Below are 22,235 nucleotides of genomic sequence, written 5' to 3'. Positions count from 1 at the left end.
ATAACGATTAAATACCTATTCAAATGAAACAAACATTATTCTTAATTCTTTTATTTATGATAAACATGCAAGATGGACAAGCCCGTCATTCCGGCCTGAACAGAGCCGATTTTCAAACAACTGTAGACGGAAAACAAACAGATTTATACTATCTGGGTAATAAAAATGGCGTTGAGATAGCCGTTACCAACTTCGGGGCAAGAGTAGTCGAGATATGGGCTCCCGATAAAAACGGCGAGTTCACCGACATTGTACTGGGACATGATAATGTTGATGCCTATATCCATTTCAAAGGTGAACGGTTCCTGGGTGCAACTATCGGACGTTACGGCAACCGTATTGCAGAAGGTAAATTTACAATGGACGGTAAACAATACCAGTTGCCGATCAATGATACCCCGAACAGCCTGCACGGCGGAACAATGGGTTTCGATATGGTTGTCTGGGACACTAAGCAGGTAGACGGACAAACCTTGATATTTACTTACCTGTCGAAAGACGGTGAAGAAGGTTATCCCGGTAATCTGACCGTAAAGATGACTTATCAGCTGACAGATAAGAATGAATTCATCATCAGCCACGAAGCAACTACAGATAAGAAGACAATCATCAATCTGACTCACCATTCTTTCTTTAACCTGCATGGTGCGGGGAACGGAACGATCAATGATCATGAATTGATGCTCTGTGCAGACAAATTTACTCCCGTCGATAAAGTGCTGATCCCCACAGGCGAACTGGCTAGTGTGGACAATACTCCGATGGACTTCCGCAAAGCAACACCTATCGGCAAAAGAGTGAACGACGATTACCAGCAATTGGCCTACGGTCATGGCTACGATCACAACTGGGTACTGAACCGTAAGACGGCTAACGAACTGGAATTGGCAGCCACTGTTTATGAGCCGGCTTCAGGTAGATACATGGAGGTATGGACAACCGAACCGGGCATACAATTTTATGGTGGTAACTTCTTCGACGGTTCGATGGTCGGCAAACAAGGCCAACATTATAATCATCGTGCTTCATTAGCCTTGGAAACACAACATTTCCCCGATAGTCCTAATCAACCGTCATTCCCATCGACTGTACTGATGCCGGGTGAACAATACAAACATATCTGCGTATATAAATTTGATGTTAAATAATTAATAAGCAAACGGATGAAAATACATACATTACTTCTTCCGGCACTGGCTTTGTTTGGTGCCGGATGTTCACCCGAAAACAAGGTGGATAACGAGAGCCGGAATATAGAATTCCAGAAAGTGAACGAAGTAAAAGTACAGGATGCTTTCTGGCGTCCAAAGTTTGAACAATGGCGGCAGGTAACAGCCAATGATGTCCTCGACAAATTCGAAGGTAAACATATCCATGATGCCAAGGAATGTAAACTACACGACACCTTCCGTAATTTCGACCTGGTAGCCCAGGGTAAAAGAGACATCAACGAACATGCCGGTGCTCCCTGGTTCGACGGCCTGGTGTACGAAACGATACGCGGTATATCCGACTTTATCTCCTCTAATCCCGATGCCGGAATGGAGAAACGCCTGGATGGTTATATCGACCGTATCGCAAGCGCACAAGCTTCGGAAACAGACGGTTATATCAACACCTATACCCAGTTGATGGAATCAGATCATCGCTGGGGAGAAAACGGTGGTATGTTACGCTGGCAGCACGATGTTTATAATGCCGGTATGTTGGTAGAGGCCGGTATACATTATTATAATGCAACCGGGAAAACAAAGTTACTGGAAGTCGCCACCCGATTTGCAAACATGATGTATGATACAATGGGGCCGGAGCCCAAGAAAAACGTAGTACCTGCCCATTCCGGCCCGGAAGAACCACTGGTTAAATTATATTGGTTATATAAAAGCAATCCGGAGCTGAAAGCTAAGATCAATGTTCCTGTCAAAGAAGACAACTACTATGAATTAGCTAAATTCTGGATTGAAAACAGAGGTCATCATTGTGGCTATCCTTTATGGGGAACCTGGAGTAATCCGGTTGCCGAACAGTGGATCAGGGATGCAAAATATAATAACCCGGAATACGGTACGCACCTTCGTCCTACCTGGGGTGATTATGCGCAAGACTCCATTCCTGTTTTCCAGCAGCAAACGATCGAAGGCCATGCTGTCCGTGCTACTCTACTGGCAACGGGTATTGCTACGGCCGCCCTCGAAAATCAATCTCCTGAATATATCAATACTGTTCAACGTCTTTGGGATAATATGGTTGGGCGCCGTATGTTCGTGACCGGTGGAGTAGGTGCTGTTCATTTCGATGAAAAGTTCGGTGAAGATTACTACCTTCCAACGGACGCTTACCTGGAAACCTGTGCAGCTGTAGGTGCCGGCTTCTTCAGCCAGCGTATGAACGAGTTGACGGGGGATGCCAAATATATGGATGAACTGGAACGTGTCATGTATAATAATGTGCTGACAGGTATTTCACTTTCGGGTGTAAACTATACTTATCAAAATCCGTTGAATGCAGAAAAGCACGGGCGTTGGGAATGGCATGACTGCCCTTGTTGTCCGCCGATGTTCCTGAAGATCGTATCGGCCTTACCTGGTTTCATTTACTCCCATAAAGGAAATGAGATCTATATCAATCTCTTTATCGGTAGCGAAACCCGGATAAAAGCCGGAAAGACAAATGTCCAGCTAAAGCAGGAAACCAATTATCCGTGGGACGGTGCGATCGCCTTATCTGTCAATCCGGAAAAAGAGTCGACCTTTACATTGAATGTCCGTATTCCGGGATGGGCGAGGGGAATAGAAAACCCGTATGGTTTGTATTCTTCTAACCTGAAGCAGTCTATAGAGTTGAAAGTGAACGGTGAGCTTGTTACTGTCGATCCTCAGAATGGTTATGTCGCCATTAACCGTAAATGGGCGAAAGGGGATAAGGTCGAACTGTCTTTGCCGATGCAACCTCGTGTTATCAAAGCAAATGAAGCGGTAGATAATCTGAAAGGTATGGCTGCCATTGCTGCCGGCCCGATTGTCTATTGCCTGGAAGGTTGCGATAATAATGATTTGTCCGATCTTAAACTGGAAACAAATGTTCCGATGTCGATGGATTACAATCCGGGCCTTCTTAACGGAGTGAATGTAGTAAAAGGAAAAGCATTGAATGCGAAAGCACAGGAAGTCGTTGTATCAGCTATCCCATATTATGCCGTAGGAAACCGTACGGAAGGAAACCCGTATAAGGTTTGGATACCGGTTAAATAGGAAAAGATTTCCTGGTTTCCGGTCGATTAAAAAATGGGACTATCTCAGGAATGGGATAGCCCCATTTTTTGTAGTTATTATTTTGCTTTCATCTGTCAAGTCTTATTAATACCTGGATGCTAGTAGGTTATGCTGACACGTCTCTCCTGAATGCATTATGTGTGTCAACCGATAGTTATCGGAAGGCTAGCGGGTAGGCATCGAAAAAGGTCCTGTCTTTTGATATGTTAAGACTAGACTTTTGTATTCAAAAGACAGGACTTTTAAAATCAAAAGTCATATCTTTTTTTTTACTTCACCTTTCACTCTTGCCTTCATATGAATGCTTTAAAAATCAAAAGATCTTTGAATGAGTGAAAGGTGAAGGGGTGATGGTTCGTTTGTCTTATTCCTTATAATCTATCCAGACTTTCATTTTTCCGGCTTCGCGATTATCCCACGAATAATAGGGGATAAGTGATAATTTCTGATCTCCGTTATTGGCCTGGATGGTAACAACTCCATTTAATAAGGAAACGTCGAAACGATTGTTGAAAGAAGTTGCCGGGGATATGGCTGACTTGTCAAAGTCTTTGGCATTATCTGTTTCTTCCATACAATATACCAGTGGGCCACGTTGAATAGCTCGTTTTCCTATATTTCCCTTTACTCTTGGATCAGCAGCTACAATTTCAACAGGCATTGCCATATTCAGGACAATTATATCTCCTTCTTTCCAATTACCGTTAAGCACTGCATATCCTTTTTCTATAGGAGCTTTTGTTTCTGTTCCATTCACTGAAAGGGTATATTGTTTACACCAGTCCGGTATGCGAAGGCGCATTTCCTTTTGTACCGGAGAGGAAGTTGATATGGTCAGTTTTACAGCGCCATCCCACGGATAATTTGTTTCCTGATGTAATTCGATCTCTTTTCCATCCACTTTAAACGCTGCTTTATTTCCTATATAAAGGTTGATCCAGATAGCATCATGGGATGTCCCATAAATATAATTACCGATAGAAGGCAGGAAACGCGAAATCTGGCTCGGACAGCAAGCACAACCGTACCAGGCCTGGCGATGGTGGTCACCTTTCGATTCGAGCGGATTTACATAGAAGAAACGATCACCAGCCAGGGAAGTACCGGCAAGGGCTCCGTTATACATCGAACGTTCCAGCACATTAATATATTTGGCATCTCCTGTAAACTGATTCATCCGCTGGTTCCAGAAAACCATACCGACAGAGGCACATGTTTCGCAATAAGCATCCAGGTTCGGGAGATCATAATCTTCAGTGAAGCCTTCGTTATGACGGGAAGAACCGATGCCGCCTGTGATATACATATTGCGGTAAACGACATCGTCCCACAGACGGTTTAATGCTTCCACATAACCTGTGTCTTTCTTTAAAGCAGCTACATCCGCCATTCCGCAATACAGGTACATGCAGCGTACGGCATGACCAGCGATATCCGTCATTTCACGTACGGGCTTTTCATCCTGGTAATAGAATGGATCCCAGTTACCTTCGCCACCCATTGTTCCGTGTCCGTGTCCACGTTCTTCAATCAGCCAGTTAGCAAAGTCGAGGTATTTATTTTCGTTGGTTACCTGATACAATTTGACGAGGGCTAACTCTATTTCTTCATGCCTGGGCACCCAATGGCGTTTATCAGGGCCGAAGAGGCTCATCATGTGGTCAGCCATACGGATGCAGACATCCAGTAGCTTACGTTTTCCGGTTGCCTGATAGTAGGCAACACCAGCCTCGATCATATGACCGGCACAATACATTTCGTGTTTATCCATATTATGCCAGCGTTTATCGAGCCCGGTCAATGTATAGAACGTATTGATATAACCGTCTGGTTGCTGGGCAGCGGCGAATTTATCAATCCATTCATCCGCTTTCTTTTCAAGTTCCGGATCAGGATTGTTGATGAGGCTGTAAGCCATTCCTTCAAGAGCTTTATACACATCGGAGTCGTCGAAGAAGATACCGGAATGTTCACCTTCCCCTTTGGCTGCATTTTCAAAGTTTCGGATACGGCCTGTCTGATTCTCGATCTGATCGATGCAGACGGGAAGAGTTGTCGTTACATGGCTTTTGAGGCGTGGCGACCAGAAATTATCAGTTATCTTTACATGGGAGAAATCAACCTGTTCAATCATCTTGAAAGGTGTTTCTTTAGCTGGTTGCTCCTGGCATCCGCATAGGGCGAAGCAGGCGAGCGGTAGTAATAAGTACTGTTTCATGTTTTTTTAATTTGAAGTTGGATATTATTTCTGTTATTCTTTTTTTTAAATAGATAGTTGCCGATAACGAGATAGTCCATCCCGGTATTAATGAAACATCGATAGGCATCCTCAGGGGTACAGACAATAGGCTCACCTCTTACATTGAAGCTGGTATTAACCAATATGCTACAACCTGTTTTTTGTTTGAATGCTTGCAATAGCTTGTAATATACCGGATTGGTTTGCTCTGATACTGTTTGAACCCTTGCCGAGAAATCGACGTGGGTAATTGCCTGTAAGGACGACCGTACGGTATATAGTTTTTCCATATACGGCATATTATTATATGTCTTTGGAAGGGGCGTGAGCTGGTTGGGGTTGACTTGATCCACGATCAGCATATAAGGGGAGAGAGCATCTGTCTCAAAATATTTCCTGTTGTCTTCCTCTAATACGCTGGGCGCAAAGGGACGGAAACTTTCTCTGTTCTTAATTTCAAGATTCAGTTTACGTTGCATATCTGTATTACGGGGATCAGCCAGGATAGAACGGTTGCCTAGTGCCCTGGGGCCAAACTCCATACGCCCTTGGAACCAACCGACGATAGCCCCGTTACTTAATAAGCTGGCTGTCTGCTGATATAAGTCTTCCTGTGGTAGATATTTGGCGTCTGCTCCGGTTTTACGGATAAGGTTTTCTGCATCATTATCAGTGAAAGCCGGGCCGAGATAGGTGCCGGACATAAGATCAGTCTTTATCTCCGCACGTCCTTTTCCCAGTACAATATGCCAGACGGCAAAGGCTGCCCCAATGGCTCCTCCTGCATCTCCTGCAGCCGGTTGGATCCATATATCTTTGAAGATATTGTTTTTCCTTATTTTGCCATTGGCAACACAGTTCAGGGCGACACCACCTGCCAACACCAGATGATCTGCCCCGGTTATGGTATGTGCCGTGACTATCAGTTTTAACATAACTTCTTCGGTTACAAACTGGATTGCATACGCCATATCGATGTAAGGTTGCGATATCTCACATTCTGGCTGACGCGGAGGGATACCGAAGAGTCGCTGCCAGGCAGAGGAATTAGTCATTGTCAGCCCTGTCGTGTAGTTGAAATAGTTCATATTGAGCAAGAAAGAACCATCATCACGTATATCGATTAGATGTGTTTTTATCTTACTGATATACTCCTGAGCCATTGGTGAATTATTACCATAAGGGGCTAATCCCATCAGCTTATATTCTCCACTATTGACCTTGAAGCCGCAGTAATAGGTAAAAGCAGAATATAGCAGACCCAATGAATGTGGAAATTGCAGTTCCCGAAGTTGCGTAATTGTGTTTCCATATCCTTTACTGATGGTTGTCGTTGCCCATTCGCCTACTCCATCTACCGTCAGTATCGCCGCTTCCCGGTAAGGGGAAGGGTAGAAGGCACTGGCTGCATGCGACAAATGATGTTCCGGGAAAAAGATAGCGGCACGAATGCCCCATTGCTGTAGGTTCTCACGCAGTGACTTCTTTATATATAGCTTTTCTTTTATCCAGAGAGGTATTGCTTTGACAAAGCTTCTAAAACCTTTTGGAGCAAATACATGATAGGTTTCCAAGAGGCGTTCAAACTTAATAAAAGGTTTCTCATAGAAAGCGACATGGGTAACTTTTTCTCCTTTTATACCGGCTTCCTGCAATACATATCCGATTGCATGGCGGGGAAAGGAGGCATCATGTTTTTGCCGAGTGAAACGTTCTTCCTGTGCAGCGGCAACCAGCTTTCCGTCTATTAGTAAGACGGCAGCGCTGTCGTGGTAAAATGCGGATATGCCAAGTATAACGGTCATCGTACTAAAAGATAGAGTAAATGAACGGTGCCAAGGCAGTCCCTTGCGAGATAACAATGAGCAATGAAAGTAATAAAAGGATGATAACTATCGGTATCAACCAATATTTTTTCCGGGTAATCAGGAAGCTGAAGAATTCTTTTATGAAGTCGACCATAGCTTTACTTTATTAATATTGTTTATCTAAATCCTGAATATTGAACTTCTTTTCCTGTTTGATGAATGTGCTATCGGAACCCTTGCCGAATTGTCTCAGATGGAAGGGGTCTTTTTTCATCAGGCGTCGAAGTATTCCGATCGGTGTTATTACCCCAAAAAACAAAAGGAAAAGAATGCAGTGTGTAACAACTAAGCCAAACAGATCGCCCAATCGGAACCAGCACCAGGTAAATGGGGTATATATTCCCGGGGCCAGCAAGGTTATCGCCAAAGCTATTATAACCGGTATGGTTGATGTAATTTGGCAATAGGCTGATACAATGACCAATACCAGCGAAAGGACAATGCCGAATTCTATATTTTTCTTTCTGTTTGTCATGGCTTTTTTGCTTGATTAAAATAATAAGCTGCTTTTTCCTTCTCTTTGAGCTGGATGCAGAGTGATCCGGCTTGCTGTCGGAATACTTTTTCATGTGGTAGTTCGAGGCACATTTGTTCGACAATACGCAGTGCATTGAGAAGGTCTTTCGATAAAATATAATGGTTGTTCAGACGCAGCATTGCTTGTCCCCAGTTTATTTTTCGGGAAAAGAATAGTTCGGCAGTTTGGTATTCTATACTTTTTTTATCATAATTGAGTGTTGCAGGAGCTTCGTTGAAAGGCCATTGCTGTTTGAGTTGTGCTATCACCAGATCACCATAGATCGAGTCGAAAAGGGTAACCGGATAAACCGTCTGATTAAGTGAGTAACTGTCTGGTTGCAGTTCCTTTCCTGCAAAGAAATGGCAGGAGAGAGCCTCATAGAATGTTTCGGCAATAAGCCGTTGGCCTGTAAGGTTCGGGTGGACGTGCTCGAGCATCAACTCTTTTCCAATGATGCCGTTGGGTGAGTTGTCGGCAAACCGCTTATAGACATCGACAACATATACATTGTCGAGTTCTTCTCCATATTTTTGTATGATATTATTGAATGCCTCGGGTGCCCGAAAACGAAGCTGGTCATATTCTTTGGATAGCCTGTAATGTTGTAGCGCTTCGGGATATTGTTCCTGGGTATATGCTTGTTCTCCTTGTATATATTCTTCCGGAGCATTATAGGTAGTTGTAGTCTCCTTGCTTAATGGAACCTGGTCTTTCAGGTTGCTGGCAAGGGTTCCGATAAAAACAGGTACATGATGTTCATGGAACAGATGAAGTATTTTACCGAGGTTCCTGTCGAATTGTTTAATTCCGGCAGTATATGCTTCCGAATTGTAAGGAATCAGTTGATGGGCGGCCATCCGTTCCATCAAGGTCAAGTCTTGATTGGTTATTACCTTATTCGCCGGACGTATTTTTTCTGCCAGCCGGGTTAGTCCCTGTACCAGTTTGAGTTCTTTGGCAGCAAGCAAGATTTCGATAAGGCGATGATCCCGGCCGATCCGGCTGGAAGAGGCTACGCCTAATGCTCCGTAATATTCGTTATGCCCGGCATAGATCAGGATACCATCAGGCTGATAGTTCACGATCTGTCGGGAAAAATCGTATAAGGTATATGTGTTGATTGCTGTTAGCGATACATTGATGATCTCAATGTTATTTTCCGGAAATAAGAACTGGAGTTTATATTTAAGCATTCTAGGGAAGGCTCCATTGTGCATGTAAGGGAAACCGATTGCGGAGGAAGCTCCCAGGATAAAGAAGCGGAGGGTTCCGGCAGGTTTTACTTTATAAAATGTTTCCTGGTTACCGATTGTGGCGTTTTGACTGACTGTAAAGTATTTTTGGGAGACTTCACGGTTCATCACCCAGAAGCGGGCATCTTCATCGGTCGTAAATAGTTTGGTGTTATATCCATAATTTCCGGCACGCAAACCTAACTCTATTGCCACTAAAATAAGGAATGGCAACAGGATGGCGATTAGCTTATATATTTGCAGTCTTTTCATGGTTGGTTGTTACAATCAGTTTTAAGTAAGGAGATGTTCGAATAACACCTCCTTACTGTTAAATATATATCTTGTAGTCAGGAATTAAACTACTTGGATGCATAATCCGGATTTTGTGTCAATTTCGGATTAGAAGTCAAAGCTGCTTCAGGAATAGGGAATACCGTTCGGTAATCACCTTCACCTGTTGCATCATGAGACAACCAGCTTTTCTTCGTATAGATACCGAAACGGATCAAATCTCTGCGGCGATGCATTTCCCATGAAAACTCCCAGCCTAGTTCATCCAACAGACGACCGAATTCGATAGGCGACTGGTCGCCATTGTGCTGATTGACATAGTTGACTACCGTACCATACTGGTAACTGCTGTTAGCCTTCAGATCGTTATCGGTAACGACTGCTTTTTCCGGATTGTCTTTAAAGTTACGCATCCGTACCTGAGTGACCAGGTCGCCGGCTCCGGGTTTACCTAACCGCAACAGGCATTCAGCTTTCATCAACAGTATTTCTGAATAACGATGCAATGGGAAGTCTGTATCCGATGACCCTGTAGTTCCTGCTGGAACTTCAAATTTGAACATACGGTATCCGTCTGTTTCATTGGTATAGTTACCATCTTTTACGTCTTTGACATAAGAGAGCGGCTGACCTTTCATATCGTAAGTACATAATAGCAATTCTCCTTCGGGAGTATATTGGTCACCCATCAGCCATGTATCTGTGAGGCGAGTGTCATCTTCATCATAGGTATCGATGAATTGTGTCAGGGCCATTCCTGAGCCGCTTCCCCATGGTGTTGCTTCTAGTTTGAATTTCTTTTGCAATTCACCATGCCAGGAGAACATGTGTATGGATTGTCCACCAGCCAATGTCTTGTCGAACGGAATTGTAAACAGGATCTCTTTGGAACTTTCAGTACCTGTTGCACGGAAAGATGCATTATAGTTTTCTGACAGTCCGCAGGGGCTGGTTGTAATGATCTGATCGCAAATATCCAGGCAGTCCTGCCAGTGTTCTTCACCGATATAAACTTTTGCATTCAGATAAACATTAGCCAATAGAGTCATTCCAGCCCATTTGTTCATGCGACCGTACATATTGCCGCCTTGTTCTTCATCCAGACTGGGGATCACTTCTTTCAATTCATCCACAATGAACTGGTAGATGTCTTTACGGGAACTCTTTTCTGGTAGTTCGGATGTCCTTTCTTTCAGTAATGGGGCTTCTCCGAAGTTATCACAGATCAGCCAGTTATAATATGCTCTAACAGCTCTTAACTCGGCAAGTCCTTTCTGTTTTTCATTGTCTGACGGTGCCGGAAGTACTCCGTTTTCAATCTGGTCGATCACTGTATTACATAGTATAACACCCTGGTAAAATTTCTCCCACATTACCTTTACATGGTTCTGCTCTGAAGTCCATTTATGATAGTGTAGCATACGATAAGTACCGCCATCGTCCCAACCGGATGAGTTAGGCGGATTTACGATACAATCGCCTGTCAGCTCCTGGGTTGCCCAATAGTTATCATGCCCGATAAAACGGAAGTAGCTATATACACTGGCTACAGTTGGGTGAAAATCTTCCGACGAGTAATTATAGGTTTCTTCAGTTACTGATGAATACACCTTTTCATCCAGATTATTGCTGCAACTGCTGATAAAACCTCCTGTACATAGTACAAGTGCAGCTATTTTGAGATATGTTTTCATATTTATTTCCGATTAAAATTTAACAGAGACTCCTAATGTATAAGTTCTTGCTGCCGGATAGCGGCTGATGTCATCAACACCCGGATTTAGTCCACTGATACCAACTTCTGGATCGATACCGGAATAACCGGTGATAGTTGCCAGGTTGGAAATGGTTCCGTAAACTCTCAGCGACTTCAGCCATTTATTGAAGTTGATCGTATAACCCAGAGTAAGATTATCTATTTTCCAGTAGTCACCTTTTTCTACATAATAGCTGACATATTGTATGCCCTGATCGTCAGCCAAAGGTCTCTTTCCATACACATTATCAAAAGAGGATTCAAGTACATTACCACGGGATAACATCACAGGAACCCCGAAACGCATTCTGGGAGTATTCAATATATCGAATCCGAATGCACCACGCATGGTAACAGACAAATCGAAGTTTTTGAAGCGTACGGTATTGTTCCAGTTCAGATAATGTTTCGGAACGCCGTTGCCAATAACCTGTTTGTCATCAGGAACCTGGTCTTCTATCGGTTTGGGGTTGCCGTCTGCTCCCTCGATAATCCAATGTCCGTTTTCATCGATATCAATGCTTTTATAGCCGTAGAAATTACCAATGGGTTCGCCTACCTGAATACGATGGCTTGCCATCTGCAAAGGTTCCGGCAGGTTTCCCTGGTCTGAATAGTCATTGGACACATATTGGTCGCTTGATAAAGACAATAGTTCACTCTTATTGGTAGAATAATTCATAGAGGTTATCCATTGCCAGTCCTGTGTTTGAATAGGGATAGTCGTTACTGAAACTTCAAGACCCCTATTGCGGATAGAACCACCGTTGGCAGTCATTTTACTATATAAGAAAGGAGGGGTAGGAACACTGTAATCCCACAGTAAGTCTTCTGTTTTACGGTTATAGAAGTCGATTGTTGCAGTGATACGATCTTCTAAAAAGCCTAAATCCAAACCGACATTCGTTTCTTTCTTCTTTTCCCATCTCAGGTCTGAGTTTGAGTTTGATCCCGGACGGGTCGTTTTAATGAAACCGCCGTTATAATATACATATGTGCCGAAGTCAAGGGTGTTCAATGACATGTATGGATCATCCGGCTCTGTACCTGTGATACCATAACCGGCACGTAATTTTAACTGGCTTAGCAGTTTGGTGTCTTCGAGGAATGCTTCATCTTTGATACTCCATGCTCCGGATACGGATGGGAAGTTACCCCATTTATGGTTTGCACCAAATTTAGAAGAACCTTCATGGCGGATACTGGCAGCAAGCATATACTTACCTTTATAGCTATAATTGAAGCGGCCGAAATATCCGATCAGTTTGTTTTCTTTCTGTTCGGAATTTTCATTAGCACGCCCATCTTTTAATGCTTGCCCTGTTTGCATCCCGTTGTAGGTATAATCATCCGACGGGAAGTTGAAGTTCTGCATCCAGTAGAATTGATAGTTTGTACGCATCCAACTATAACCAGCCAATATATTGAACGTGTGATCTTTGATCGTTTTACGATAAGATGCTGTAAGTTCTGACATATCATCCACTTTACGTTTGGTACCTCGCGAAGCAAAACCGGTTCTGCCGTTTTTATAGGAAGATATATGATCTGTTGTTTCGTAATAACCACGTACCTGGTTGTAGTTGTTTGAAGACACCAGGTACTTTATTTCCAATCCATCTATCGGAGTAAATGATGCGGAAGCATGCATACGTAGATTGGTAGCTTGGTTTTCTCCTTCTACTTCTTCTATCAATCCTACAGGATTCAAGTAATCGGTTTTGGATGGGCTTTCAGACCACTTTCCATCCGCATCTTTTACCGGAGTAGTCGGATTATATGTAATGGCATTGCGGTATACTTCTTTATTAAAGCCATTATCATCATCGGAACCGGCAAAGTAAGTCTGTTTGTAACCGCTTAAATGTGCCGTGATTTTCAATTTGTTGTCAAACATACGGTGTGTAATGTCTACACGGGGATAGTACATCTGATTTTTAGTACGTTTCATGATACCTTCTATACCACGGTATTCGAAACTGGCTACATAATTTGTATTTCTACTGCCACCGCGTAAAGAGATATTATAAATCTGTGTCAATGGGGTTTGCATTACTTCATCCAGCCAGTCTGTTGATGCGCCGTCATCCTGTGCACCCGGTTTGCCTTGAGCAACCAGGTTGCGATAGCCGTCTGCATCGAAGAAAGATAACCGGCGGGTTATTTGCTGAGTTGCCAGATATGCATTTACATCTATCTCTGTCGGCATTTCGCCTTTGGCATTCTTTGTCGTAATCAAGATGACGCCGTTGGTACCTCGTGTTCCGTAAATAGCAGCAGCGGAACCGTCTTTCAGTATATCGATCTGTTCGATTGCATCCGGTGATACTGTATCCATATCACCCGGAACACCATCTATCAAGACAAGAGGTGTAGTAGAAGATTTCAAAGTCCCGGCACCACGTAATGTTATTTGAGATTTACCTACCGGATTGGCATCTGGTGTAACTACATTTAAACCTGCTACCTGTCCGCGGATTAATTGAGCGGCATCTGTCGTAGGTATTTTTACGAAGTTATCCGATTTTACACTTGAAATGGCACTGGCAATTTCCCCTTTTTTCTGGGTACCGTAACCGACTACTACCACTTCATCCAGGCTTTGCGTATCTTCTATCAGGCGAACAGTGATCACTGTTTTATTTAACACAGGAAGTTCCTGTGTTAAATAACCGATATATGATATTTGCAGGACGGCGTTTTCTGGAACATCCAGTGTGTAATTACCGTCGACATCGGTTACAGTTCCGTTGGTCGTTCCTTTTACCAGGACGTTGGCACCGATAATCGGTTCGCCGTTTTTATCGACAACTTTACCGGTGATAGTCTGATTTTTTTGTTGTGTCATGTTTGTTTCCTGTACCCCGTTATTAATCGTACCCGGAGATTCAGAAGCAAATACACCCGTGATAAAAAAGAAGGGTGCAATTAAAGCTAACGTTGTTGTTCGAGCTGTTTTGTTGTGTGAGTTTAAAAGGGATCGTGTATTCCCTGTACGAATTTGTTCCATACAATGATCGTGTTTTATTAATATTAGAAATTTAAGGATAGTCATCTATTACTTTAGATTAAGTATTATGACTTTTCCTGTTTGTGGATAAATACTTTTTACTTTTATACCATAGGCAGAATGTTTTAACAGGTTATTAAAATTCCGTTAACTATATATGATCGATTTATTTGTTACAAAGTTTTTCGTTGCTTGTACTTTCTCTCTTTTCCTTATCTCACGTATCCGATTGAGACGCTGCAAATATATATATTATTTCCAAACTGATACGAACTGGTCTGATTAAAATTATAATGTTATAAAACATAGACCAGTTCGTACCAGTTGAGGAGGGGATGCAGTGGTATCTGTGGAATACTTATATTGTATCACACAAGATGGGTTCTATATATCCTATGGACATACGAAACCCAGTATTGAAGAATTACTTATTACTGCCTTTAAGGTAAATAGAGTGGAATTGTTGGAATATGTGTATAAATGCTACTGATTATAACGTCATATTATTATCAGCCAGTATTTCGGAAAGTGTCCTGTCTGTTAATTTGCTTTCGATCCAGGATAGGATATCAAATGTCTTAAGTAATTGTTTTTCATATTTATTTTGTCTGATCTTAATTATTTCCTTCTGGTAGTGTTGCCATAGTTTATCGCGTGTTTTTTGATAAGAAGGTAACGGATAAGACATGACGAAGCGAAACAGCAGCTTCTCTGTGTGATAGGTCTGTTTCTCATAGCGTATATTACGTTTTATGGAATTGATCTCATTCTCAAAGAAACTATAATCGCCGACTTCGGCTTGTATCAGTAAGTTGATCAATCGGGCTGTTTTGTAGGAGGGTAGGGCACTGTATAGTTTACCCGAACTGAATATCTTCTTCATGCTTTTGCGGGCTTTATCCGTTTTTCCCAGGGATAAATATAGAATGGCTGTACTTAGATTTAGTTTTAGTTGTGTTTCCAGTCTAAGCAGACCCATCTTTTTGAATAGACCGTTTTCATGGTCACAAAATAACTTCATTGCTGCTTCAAACCTGCCTGTATTTATGTAACTAGCCTGTTCGTATTGATATCTGGAAGCGCTGATTTCCAGAAGGAATTCAGTTGGGTAGTCACCTTGTTGTATTTTCTTCAGCCGATCGATGAAAAAGGGCATTTCCTGATATAATCCGGCCAGGTGAAGGCTGTCGAGTACACCTTTTATGGCACTCAGATAATAGATGGGAGGGTTCAGTATCAGATGTTGGTTGGATTCAAAGAGGGTGATAAGCTCCTGATAGAAGCGAATGGCTGATTTATAGTTGCCAATGTTCAGGTAATAGGTTGCCTGAAACAGAAGATGTAGCTTTTTAGCTTCAAACCCCTTGTACGAGCTATTGGCTATCAGGTTCAGTTCGCTTAAAATCAAATCGTTCAAGTTGTCTTTTTGCTTATCGGAACGGATGTAACCCTTGTGAGTGATCCGGTATTTCAGAATATCATACAGTTGCAGATGAAGATTGACGTTTCTCGAATACTTCATGACATCATTGATCTTCATCTGTTTATTGACCAACTCCCGTTCGGATATACCCTTGAAGCCAAGTGAGCTGAGATACTTCAGCTCTGTTCGGCGGATCAGTAGGAGGAGCGGATCATTCTCATAGGTTACGGCAAGGCTTTTGGCTTTATCCAATTGGTTGAAAGCTTCTTCAAACAACTCTCTTTCAAACAGGATGTCTGCTTTCGTTATATAGTTGAAGATAGCCGCCTGCACATCTTCTTTTTTTCGTAAATGTACCAGACAATCCATAATGACCCGGTAGAGATGTTTGGCTGCCATATCAAAATTACTCTTGTTTTCTTCCTGGCAATAAAGCCTGTAAATTTCATCGGAAGGAAGCCCTTTATTGATCAGGTCGAACAGATAGAGATAGTTCTTTTCGCCACTTTGCAGGTTGGTATATAGGCGAAAGTACCTTTTTTCTGCCTTTGTCAGAGACTGTATAAGTTGTATCAGATGATCTGGATTTGTGTATTTCATATCTCTTCCGGATTTATTCTGTATGGATTTGAGGTTCTATCAGGGAACGAATTTAGGGAAAGTTTTTCATTTGGGATTATCTGCACGGAAGAATTATTGCATAAAAAATAGAGAATATACAACTATATTTGTATCGCTTCATTGCAGACTTTAAATTCGTATAGATATGGACATTGAACAAGTAAGCCGGCATAATATCCTGGTGGTAGGCAGCAGCAATACCGATATGGTGATCAAGGCCGGACATCTTCCCCGTCCAGGGGAAACTATTCTGGGAGGGACTTTCTTTATGAACCCCGGAGGTAAAGGTGCAAATCAGGCGGTGGCTATCGCCCGTTTGGGAGCATCTGTCACTTTTATATGTAAAACCGGGAGTGATATTTTCGGACATCAGTCGCAACAGCTCTTTGAAGAGGAAGGTATTAATACTTCCTATATCTTTTCAGACTCGGAACATCCTTCCGGTGTAGCCCTGATAACGGTGGACGAACATGCCGAAAACTGCATTGTTGTGGCTTCCGGTGCAAATGCCAATTTATTACCTTCCGATCTGGCGAAAGCAGAAGAAGCTATCGACCAGGCGGATATCGTTCTAATGCAGTTGGAAATCCCGATGGAAACTGTGGAATATGTGGCGGAAATAGCCTACCGTAAGAATAAGAAAGTCATATTGAATCCCGCTCCGGCACACCCGTTATCTCCCTCATTATTAAAACGTCTTTATATGATTACGCCTAACGAGACAGAAGCAGAAATGATTTCGGGGGTGAAAATAACCGATCAGGAGTCGGCTGTCAAGGCAGCGCGTATTCTATCGGAAATGGGAGTACAAAATGTTATCATTACGCTAGGCTCAAAAGGGGCACTGGTTTATTGCGACGAAGGAGCCGAACTAGTACCCGCATTGAAAGTAAAGGCTGTGGATACAACGGCTGCCGGTGATGTTTTCAACGGTGCTCTGACCGTTGCTTTATCAGAGGGGAGGAGTCAACTCGAAGCTGTTCGTTTTGCCTGTAAAGCTTCGGCTATTTCTGTTACGCGTGTAGGGGCTCAATCGTCTGCTCCTTATAGAAACGAAGTCGATATATTTGAATGAAACAAACCTTTAATAACATAATATCATGAAACATTCCTTTTTGTTAATCTGTGCATTATCCTTGTTAGTGGCCTGTAACGGTTCACCGAAGAAAGCCGTGCAGGAAACGGCAATACAACCAGTCAATCTGATCCTGGATACCGATCTGGGGCCCGATTATGATGATGTCGGCGCAATGGCCGTTCTGCATGCACTGGCCGATAGCGGTTATGTGGATATTCTCGCTACCTTGTCATCCAACCACGATGAATCGGTTATTCCTTGTATAGATGTATTGAATACGTATTTCAACCGCCCGGATATTCCGCTCGGGGCGCCTAAAAGCGAGGGAGGCGTTACGATGACTTCCGGTCATAAGATAAAATGGACGGAGGTTTTGCCTGCCAAGTATCCTCATAAGACAAAGAAAACATCAGATGCCCCGGATGCAGTTGAAGTATATCGTAAAATATTGAGTTCGCAACCTGATAACAGTGTGGTGATTTGCACTATCGGCTTTTTCACCAACCTGAAAGACCTGTTGCTCTCTGCCGGGGATGAATATAGCTCGTTGCCGGGAAAAGAGTTGGTAGCCAAAAAGGTAAAGCACTTGGTGTCTATGGCCGGCCTTTTCCCACAAGGACGGGAGTTTAATGTATTCTGCGATACGCCAGCCTCAAAAGTTGTTGCCGAACAATGGCCTACGGAGATTGTCTTCAGCGGTTTTGAGATTGGCAATGCCATCTTGACTGGGAAAAAACTGGTTGCATCCGATATCGCTGACAGTCCTGTGAAAGACGCCTATGTCCAATGCTTTGCAGAAGGTGATCCTGACGGACGGCAGAGCTGGGATCATACGGCCGTGTTGGTGGCAGTGAAAGGATATGAACCTTATTATAATGTAGAAAGAGGAACTTTCAATATCGTAGATGATGAAGGTACTAACTCCTGGACACCCGACGCTGCAGGTAAACACCTTCGCTTGATAGAAAAGTTGTCTCCCGCTCAGATGGCCGGATTGATTGATAATTACATGATGTATCAACCCACTTTAAAATAAGATTGTGGTATGTTTATAGTCCAGAGTTATTCATTAGCGATAGTATTCTGTGTGGTCACCATGCTTTGCTGGGGATCATGGGGCAATACGCAGAAGCTGGCATCCCGGACATGGAGATATGAGTTCTTTTACTGGGACTATGTTCTGGGAGTACTTTTGTTCTCTATCCTTTCCGCTTTCACATTGGGAAGCTTCGGTGCGGAAGGGCGCAGTTTCTTACCGGATTTGGCGCAAGCGGATATTTTCAGTATCGGTAGTGCCTTTTTGGGAGGAGTCATTTTTAATGCATCCAACATATTACTCTCTGCGGCCATTGCCATTTGCGGTATGTCGGTGGCATTCCCTGTCGGTGTGGGTCTTGCCCTGGTTTTGGGCGTTCTGATCAATTATTTCGGTGCGGCAAAGGGAGAGCCTTTATATATCTTTGCCGGTGTCGCTTTAATAACTGTTGCGATCCTTCTAAACGGGCTGGCTTATAAAAAGGCACTTGTTGGTTCGAAGAAAGTATCGGGGAAAGGTCTGTTTATTTCCGTGGCGGCCGGAGTAATCATGGCTTTCTTCTATCGTTTTGTTGCGGCTTCGATGGATCTGGATAATTTCGCCGATCCCGCGGCAGGGAAATTAACGCCTTATACGGCTGTCTTTATTTTTGCATTAGGCGTTTTTGCCAGTAACTTCTTGTTCAATACAATCGCGATGAAAAAGCCTGTCGAAGGAGAGCCTGTCTCTGTGTCCGGTTATTTCAAAGGAAATATGAAGACTCATCTGGTTGGAGTGTTAGGGGGGGTCATCTGGTGTATCGGGCAGTCGTTCAGCATGATCGCATCGGAGAAGGCCGGAGCTGCCATTTCGTACGGATTGGGACAAGGAGCCACTTTGGTATCGGCCTTATGGGGTATTTTGATCTGGCATGAGTTCAAAGGAGCTCCTAAATCATCCGATTATTTGAATGCAGGCATGTTTGTTTTATTCATTACAGGGCTGGCTTTTCTTATCTATGCCGGGGCTTGATTTATAGAATTACAGGTGAATAGGTAGAAATATCCGGAAAAAGCTTTACTTTTGTCTTAGTTTCTTGTTTATTGGGTATAGTATATAACTAAACAAACAGGTCTATGAAAGAAGAAGGTGATGTATTTAAGAAGTTCCGGGAGTCTTTTAGCAAGATGGACGGACATTTTCATATATTGGAACAGCGGGTGCCGGTTGAACTTCAGATGGAGTATTTCAAATACTCCGAACAGGTTCGCAAAGGTAAGGTAAAGCAGGATTTAGATGATATGGATTATACAGCCTTCCGCGAAAGTCTGTCTGATCCCGGGTCGACTACAGATCATAAGAGATATGTATTATCCATGTTAGCAACTTCCCGCCAGGTAAAAGCATACCGAATGCTGGAAGATTATGTACAGCATCCGGATGAAGATGTGAGTAACTGGGCTTATATGGCTTTAATGGAAAGCCGCATTTCGCTGGAGTCGGAACTGTCGGACGAGAAACAGATATATATTTCGACCGGTTTAGGTGGAAAAGGCGAGAAATTGCGTTTTTATGTATTGATGTTATCGAAGGATAGAAGTCCTTTCCTCGACTATCAGCGTAAAGTGATTGATCGCGAGTTCGCTTATTTCTTACCTAAAGAAGACTGTGAGATCGAACGTCTTACAATCGGTGAACAATATGTTGAACTGGTATTTTTAATACCGGTGCGTGCAGACATCAAGTTAACCCTCGACAGGGTTATCAATGAATGTAACCAGTATGGTGATTTCCTTTCGGATATATTTACGATAACGAACGTAAAAGAACTGACGCAACAGGAAGTTACTGATATTATAAATAAGAATGGAAACAATAAAACAAGCCATTAAATATGGAGTGGTAGGAGTGAGCAACACCCTGATAACGATGGCCGTTATCTGGGTGATGATGAAACTCTTCGGATGTCGGGAAGGTCTGTCGAATTTGACGGGATATGTAGCGGGGTTACTAAATAGTTTTATCTGGAACAAACAATGGACTTTCAAGGGAAGTTCTACCGGATGGACAAAAGGGGCGATCCGTTTCGGTGTCGCGTTTGCGGTGTGTTACATCCTGCAGTACGGGCTGGTGCTTGTCTTAAATTCCCAGTTGACGATCGATCATTATTACAATCATTTGATAGGAATGGTTTTCTATACGATGATCAATTTTATAATAAACAAGTTTTATACCTTTAAAGCTTAATGGAAATGAAGAAGCTCTCAGTCATAGTTCCTTGCTACAACGAAGAGTTAGTTATCGGCGAGTCATACCGCCGCACGAGAGAGGCTTTACAGTCGCTCCCTATTGCTACTGAGATTATATATATTAACGATGGAAGCCGGGATAAGACCCGTGAGCTGCTGGATGAAATAGCCGCCGCCGATCCACAGGTAAAAGTGATCCACTTCTCCCGGAACTTTGGCCATCAGCCTGCCGTAACCGCCGGGATCAATCACTGTGATGCCGATCTGGCCGTGATTCTGGATGCTGATATGCAGGATCCACCTGAGTTGATAGCCGGCATGCTTGAGTTGCAGGAAAAGGAAAATGCGAACGTTGTCTATTGTGTTCGCAAGTCGCGTGAAGGCGAGAGCTTTTTCAAGAAGATAACTTCAAAGGCCTTTTACCGTCTCCTCAATTATATGAGTGACGTTAGTTTCCCGCTGGATACAGGCGACTTCCGTATGATCGACCGTAAGATCATGGATCAGTTCGACCGCTTCCAGGAAAGAGGTAAATATATCCGCGGGTTGATCAGCTGGCTGGGATACAAACAGGTTCCTTTCTATTACGAACGGGAAGCCCGCATTGCCGGTGAGACCAAATACCCTTTCAGCAAGATGTGGAAGTTTGCATCGACCGCCATGCTCTATTTCTCCAAGAAGCCGTTGCGTCTGGCAACCAGCCTCGGATTTATAGCCGTTGTAGTCGGAATTGTCCTGGCAGCCTGGTTCACCTTAGGCAAACTATATGGCTTCAGTAATGCAGAAAGCGGATGGACTTCCATCATGACTTCCGTTATATTCTTTGGCGGTGTGCAATTGCTGACGGTAGGCGTATTGGGTCAATATGTCGGTATCCTGTTCGATGAGATCAAGGCGCGTCCCGAGTATATTATCGACGAAAAGAAAAACTTCAGATAAAGGTCTTTCAGGTTTCCTTCGGATGTAATTCTATTTTCATCCGAAGGAACTCTTATTTTCTCCCGGAAGGAATACAATCAGTCCGTAAATATCTTTCTATAAATATGACAATAAGGAGTCTCCCCTTTCTTGTCGTAATAATGCTGATGGTAATCCTCTCCAATCCAGAATTTCTCGGCAGGTTCCAGTGCTGTGGCAACCTTGTAACCCATGCCGAATAACTTCCCGATATAATTCTCCGCCATTTCTTTTTGCTCCTCACTGCAATAGAAGATAACGGAGCGGTACTGGCTTCCTATGTCCGGCCCTTGTCCGCCTACCTGCGTGAAATCATGCGTCTCGAAATAGAGGCGGAGCAACTGCTCGAAACTGACCTGTGTCGGATCGAAGACCACTTCGACTGTCTCTACATGGCCGGTCGTTCCGGTTTTCACTTCAGGGTAAGAAGGATTGTTCAAGGTTCCACCCATATAACCGACATGCGTGCTGTCTACTCCTTTTACTTTTCCTAGATGATATTGTGTCCCCCAGAAGCAGCCGGAAGCAAAATAAGCTGTTTCCTTATGGAATTTATTCTGTACCATATTCTTATTCTTGGTTTAGATTATTCTGTTTATTCTCGTGCAAATATAATCTTTTATTTTGCAATGGATAGCAGGACTTCCCTGTTATATCCATCTCTTAACGCTCCAAACACTTTGAATTTTCCTTAAAATGTA

At 43.2% G+C, this 22,235-nt stretch carries 17 protein-coding genes; 8 read left to right on the top strand and 9 right to left on the bottom strand.

Annotated features, from left to right (window positions below):
* The first annotated feature begins 23 nt into the window (after positions 1-23).
* Both HMPREF1212_RS13910 and HMPREF1212_RS13905 read left to right on the top strand, forming a co-directional pair.
* Positions 24-1,148: an aldose epimerase family protein gene (locus HMPREF1212_RS13910; RefSeq protein ID WP_087880896.1), complete on the top strand. Its 1,125-nt coding sequence runs from the start codon at positions 24-26 to the stop codon at positions 1,146-1,148.
* Between the two features lie 15 nt (positions 1,149-1,163).
* Positions 1,164-3,251 carry a glycoside hydrolase family 127 protein gene (locus tag HMPREF1212_RS13905; RefSeq protein ID WP_046149761.1) on the top strand — a complete coding sequence of 696 codons (2,088 nt, stop codon included), beginning with the start codon at positions 1,164-1,166 and terminating at the stop codon, positions 3,249-3,251.
* A gap of 385 nt (positions 3,252-3,636) precedes the next feature.
* Here HMPREF1212_RS13905 and HMPREF1212_RS13900 read toward each other — a convergent pair whose 3' ends face one another.
* The 8 genes from HMPREF1212_RS13900 to HMPREF1212_RS13870 form a co-directional block, all read right to left on the bottom strand.
* On the bottom strand, positions 3,637-5,490 hold the full coding sequence (locus HMPREF1212_RS13900; RefSeq protein WP_046149760.1) for a glycoside hydrolase family 127 protein: 1,854 nt from the start codon (positions 5,488-5,490) through the stop codon (positions 3,637-3,639).
* Entirely contained in the window at positions 5,487-7,316 is a 1,830-nt protein-coding gene (locus HMPREF1212_RS13895; RefSeq protein WP_046149759.1) for a carbamoyltransferase family protein, read from the bottom strand. The genes HMPREF1212_RS13900 and HMPREF1212_RS13895 overlap by 4 nt, the downstream gene beginning before the upstream one ends.
* 4 nt (positions 7,317-7,320) lie before the next feature.
* Entirely contained in the window at positions 7,321-7,473 is a 153-nt protein-coding gene (locus HMPREF1212_RS27570) for a DUF5989 family protein (RefSeq protein ID WP_087880895.1), read from the bottom strand.
* A 12-nt stretch (positions 7,474-7,485) separates the two neighbouring features.
* Positions 7,486-7,854: an SxtJ family membrane protein gene (locus HMPREF1212_RS13890; protein ID WP_046149758.1), complete on the bottom strand. Its 369-nt coding sequence runs from the start codon at positions 7,852-7,854 to the stop codon at positions 7,486-7,488.
* Positions 7,851-9,404 carry an SGNH/GDSL hydrolase family protein gene (locus HMPREF1212_RS13885; RefSeq protein ID WP_046149757.1) on the bottom strand — a complete coding sequence of 518 codons (1,554 nt, stop codon included), beginning with the start codon at positions 9,402-9,404 and terminating at the stop codon, positions 7,851-7,853. The genes HMPREF1212_RS13890 and HMPREF1212_RS13885 overlap by 4 nt, the downstream gene beginning before the upstream one ends.
* Before the next feature lie 89 nt (positions 9,405-9,493).
* Positions 9,494-11,119 (bottom strand): RagB/SusD family nutrient uptake outer membrane protein, encoded by a 1,626-nt coding sequence (locus HMPREF1212_RS13880; protein ID WP_046149756.1) that lies wholly within the window; start codon positions 11,117-11,119, stop codon positions 9,494-9,496.
* A gap of 12 nt (positions 11,120-11,131) precedes the next feature.
* Positions 11,132-14,029 carry a SusC/RagA family TonB-linked outer membrane protein gene (locus HMPREF1212_RS13875; RefSeq protein ID WP_232430101.1) on the bottom strand — a complete coding sequence of 966 codons (2,898 nt, stop codon included), beginning with the start codon at positions 14,027-14,029 and terminating at the stop codon, positions 11,132-11,134.
* 652 nt (positions 14,030-14,681) lie between these two features.
* A complete protein-coding gene (locus tag HMPREF1212_RS13870; RefSeq protein ID WP_046149755.1) occupies positions 14,682-16,214 on the bottom strand; it encodes a hypothetical protein in 1,533 nt (510 codons plus the stop codon).
* A 166-nt stretch (positions 16,215-16,380) separates the two neighbouring features.
* Here HMPREF1212_RS13870 and rbsK point away from each other — a divergent pair, with 166 nt between their 5' ends.
* The 6 genes from rbsK to HMPREF1212_RS13840 all read left to right on the top strand — a co-directional run bounded on the left by rbsK (position 16,381) and on the right by HMPREF1212_RS13840 (position 21,516).
* Positions 16,381-17,310, top strand: a complete 930-nt coding sequence (gene rbsK, locus HMPREF1212_RS13865; RefSeq protein WP_046149754.1) for a ribokinase — start codon at positions 16,381-16,383, stop codon at positions 17,308-17,310.
* Between the two features lie 25 nt (positions 17,311-17,335).
* The gene (locus HMPREF1212_RS13860) at positions 17,336-18,349 is read left to right on the top strand and encodes a nucleoside hydrolase (protein ID WP_046149753.1); all 1,014 of its coding nucleotides are present in this window, start codon (positions 17,336-17,338) and stop codon (positions 18,347-18,349) included.
* Positions 18,350-18,358: 9 nt separating this feature from the next.
* The gene (locus tag HMPREF1212_RS13855; protein ID WP_046149752.1) at positions 18,359-19,360 is read left to right on the top strand and encodes a GRP family sugar transporter; all 1,002 of its coding nucleotides are present in this window, start codon (positions 18,359-18,361) and stop codon (positions 19,358-19,360) included.
* Positions 19,361-19,464: 104 nt separating this feature from the next.
* Entirely contained in the window at positions 19,465-20,220 is a 756-nt protein-coding gene (locus HMPREF1212_RS13850) for a hypothetical protein (protein WP_028726817.1), read from the top strand.
* Complete coding sequence (locus HMPREF1212_RS13845; protein ID WP_028726816.1) at positions 20,195-20,575, top strand: GtrA family protein; 381 nt, start codon at positions 20,195-20,197, stop codon at positions 20,573-20,575. The genes HMPREF1212_RS13850 and HMPREF1212_RS13845 overlap by 26 nt, the downstream gene beginning before the upstream one ends.
* A 5-nt stretch (positions 20,576-20,580) precedes the next feature.
* Complete coding sequence (locus HMPREF1212_RS13840; protein WP_028726815.1) at positions 20,581-21,516, top strand: glycosyltransferase family 2 protein; 936 nt, start codon at positions 20,581-20,583, stop codon at positions 21,514-21,516.
* Positions 21,517-21,593: 77 nt separating this feature from the next.
* Here HMPREF1212_RS13840 and msrA read toward each other — a convergent pair whose 3' ends face one another.
* Positions 21,594-22,100, bottom strand: a complete 507-nt coding sequence (gene msrA, locus HMPREF1212_RS13835) for a peptide-methionine (S)-S-oxide reductase MsrA (RefSeq protein WP_046149751.1) — start codon at positions 22,098-22,100, stop codon at positions 21,594-21,596.
* Positions 22,101-22,235 lie beyond the last annotated feature (135 nt).

This window comes from Parabacteroides sp. HGS0025 (genome assembly GCF_000969845.1).
GTDB classification, from domain to species: domain Bacteria; phylum Bacteroidota; class Bacteroidia; order Bacteroidales; family Tannerellaceae; genus Parabacteroides; species Parabacteroides gordonii.
The sequence above is the reverse complement of the archived record's forward strand: the minus strand, read 5'-3'. Positions and strand labels throughout refer to the sequence as shown.

What these genes read in the sequence shown, in the direction of transcription:
- HMPREF1212_RS13910 (WP_087880896.1), top strand. Translation starts at nt 24, where the DNA reads ATGAAACAAACATTATTCTTAATTCTTTTATTTATGATAAACATGCAA.
- HMPREF1212_RS13905 (WP_046149761.1), top strand. Translation starts at nt 1,164, where the DNA reads ATGAAAATACATACATTACTTCTTCCGGCACTGGCTTTGTTTGGTGCC.
- HMPREF1212_RS13900 (WP_046149760.1), bottom strand. Translation starts at nt 5,490, where the DNA reads ATGAAACAGTACTTATTACTACCGCTCGCCTGCTTCGCCCTATGCGGA.
- HMPREF1212_RS13895 (WP_046149759.1), bottom strand. Translation starts at nt 7,316, where the DNA reads ATGACCGTTATACTTGGCATATCCGCATTTTACCACGACAGCGCTGCC.
- HMPREF1212_RS27570 (WP_087880895.1), bottom strand. Translation starts at nt 7,473, where the DNA reads ATGGTCGACTTCATAAAAGAATTCTTCAGCTTCCTGATTACCCGGAAA.
- HMPREF1212_RS13890 (WP_046149758.1), bottom strand. Translation starts at nt 7,854, where the DNA reads ATGACAAACAGAAAGAAAAATATAGAATTCGGCATTGTCCTTTCGCTG.
- HMPREF1212_RS13885 (WP_046149757.1), bottom strand. Translation starts at nt 9,404, where the DNA reads ATGAAAAGACTGCAAATATATAAGCTAATCGCCATCCTGTTGCCATTC.
- HMPREF1212_RS13880 (WP_046149756.1), bottom strand. Translation starts at nt 11,119, where the DNA reads ATGAAAACATATCTCAAAATAGCTGCACTTGTACTATGTACAGGAGGT.
- HMPREF1212_RS13875 (WP_232430101.1), bottom strand. Translation starts at nt 14,029, where the DNA reads ATGACACAACAAAAAAATCAGACTATCACCGGTAAAGTTGTCGATAAA.
- HMPREF1212_RS13870 (WP_046149755.1), bottom strand. Translation starts at nt 16,214, where the DNA reads ATGAAATACACAAATCCAGATCATCTGATACAACTTATACAGTCTCTG.
- rbsK (WP_046149754.1), top strand. Translation starts at nt 16,381, where the DNA reads ATGGACATTGAACAAGTAAGCCGGCATAATATCCTGGTGGTAGGCAGC.
- HMPREF1212_RS13860 (WP_046149753.1), top strand. Translation starts at nt 17,336, where the DNA reads ATGAAACATTCCTTTTTGTTAATCTGTGCATTATCCTTGTTAGTGGCC.
- HMPREF1212_RS13855 (WP_046149752.1), top strand. Translation starts at nt 18,359, where the DNA reads ATGTTTATAGTCCAGAGTTATTCATTAGCGATAGTATTCTGTGTGGTC.
- HMPREF1212_RS13850 (WP_028726817.1), top strand. Translation starts at nt 19,465, where the DNA reads ATGAAAGAAGAAGGTGATGTATTTAAGAAGTTCCGGGAGTCTTTTAGC.
- HMPREF1212_RS13845 (WP_028726816.1), top strand. Translation starts at nt 20,195, where the DNA reads ATGGAAACAATAAAACAAGCCATTAAATATGGAGTGGTAGGAGTGAGC.
- HMPREF1212_RS13840 (WP_028726815.1), top strand. Translation starts at nt 20,581, where the DNA reads ATGAAGAAGCTCTCAGTCATAGTTCCTTGCTACAACGAAGAGTTAGTT.
- msrA (WP_046149751.1), bottom strand. Translation starts at nt 22,100, where the DNA reads ATGGTACAGAATAAATTCCATAAGGAAACAGCTTATTTTGCTTCCGGC.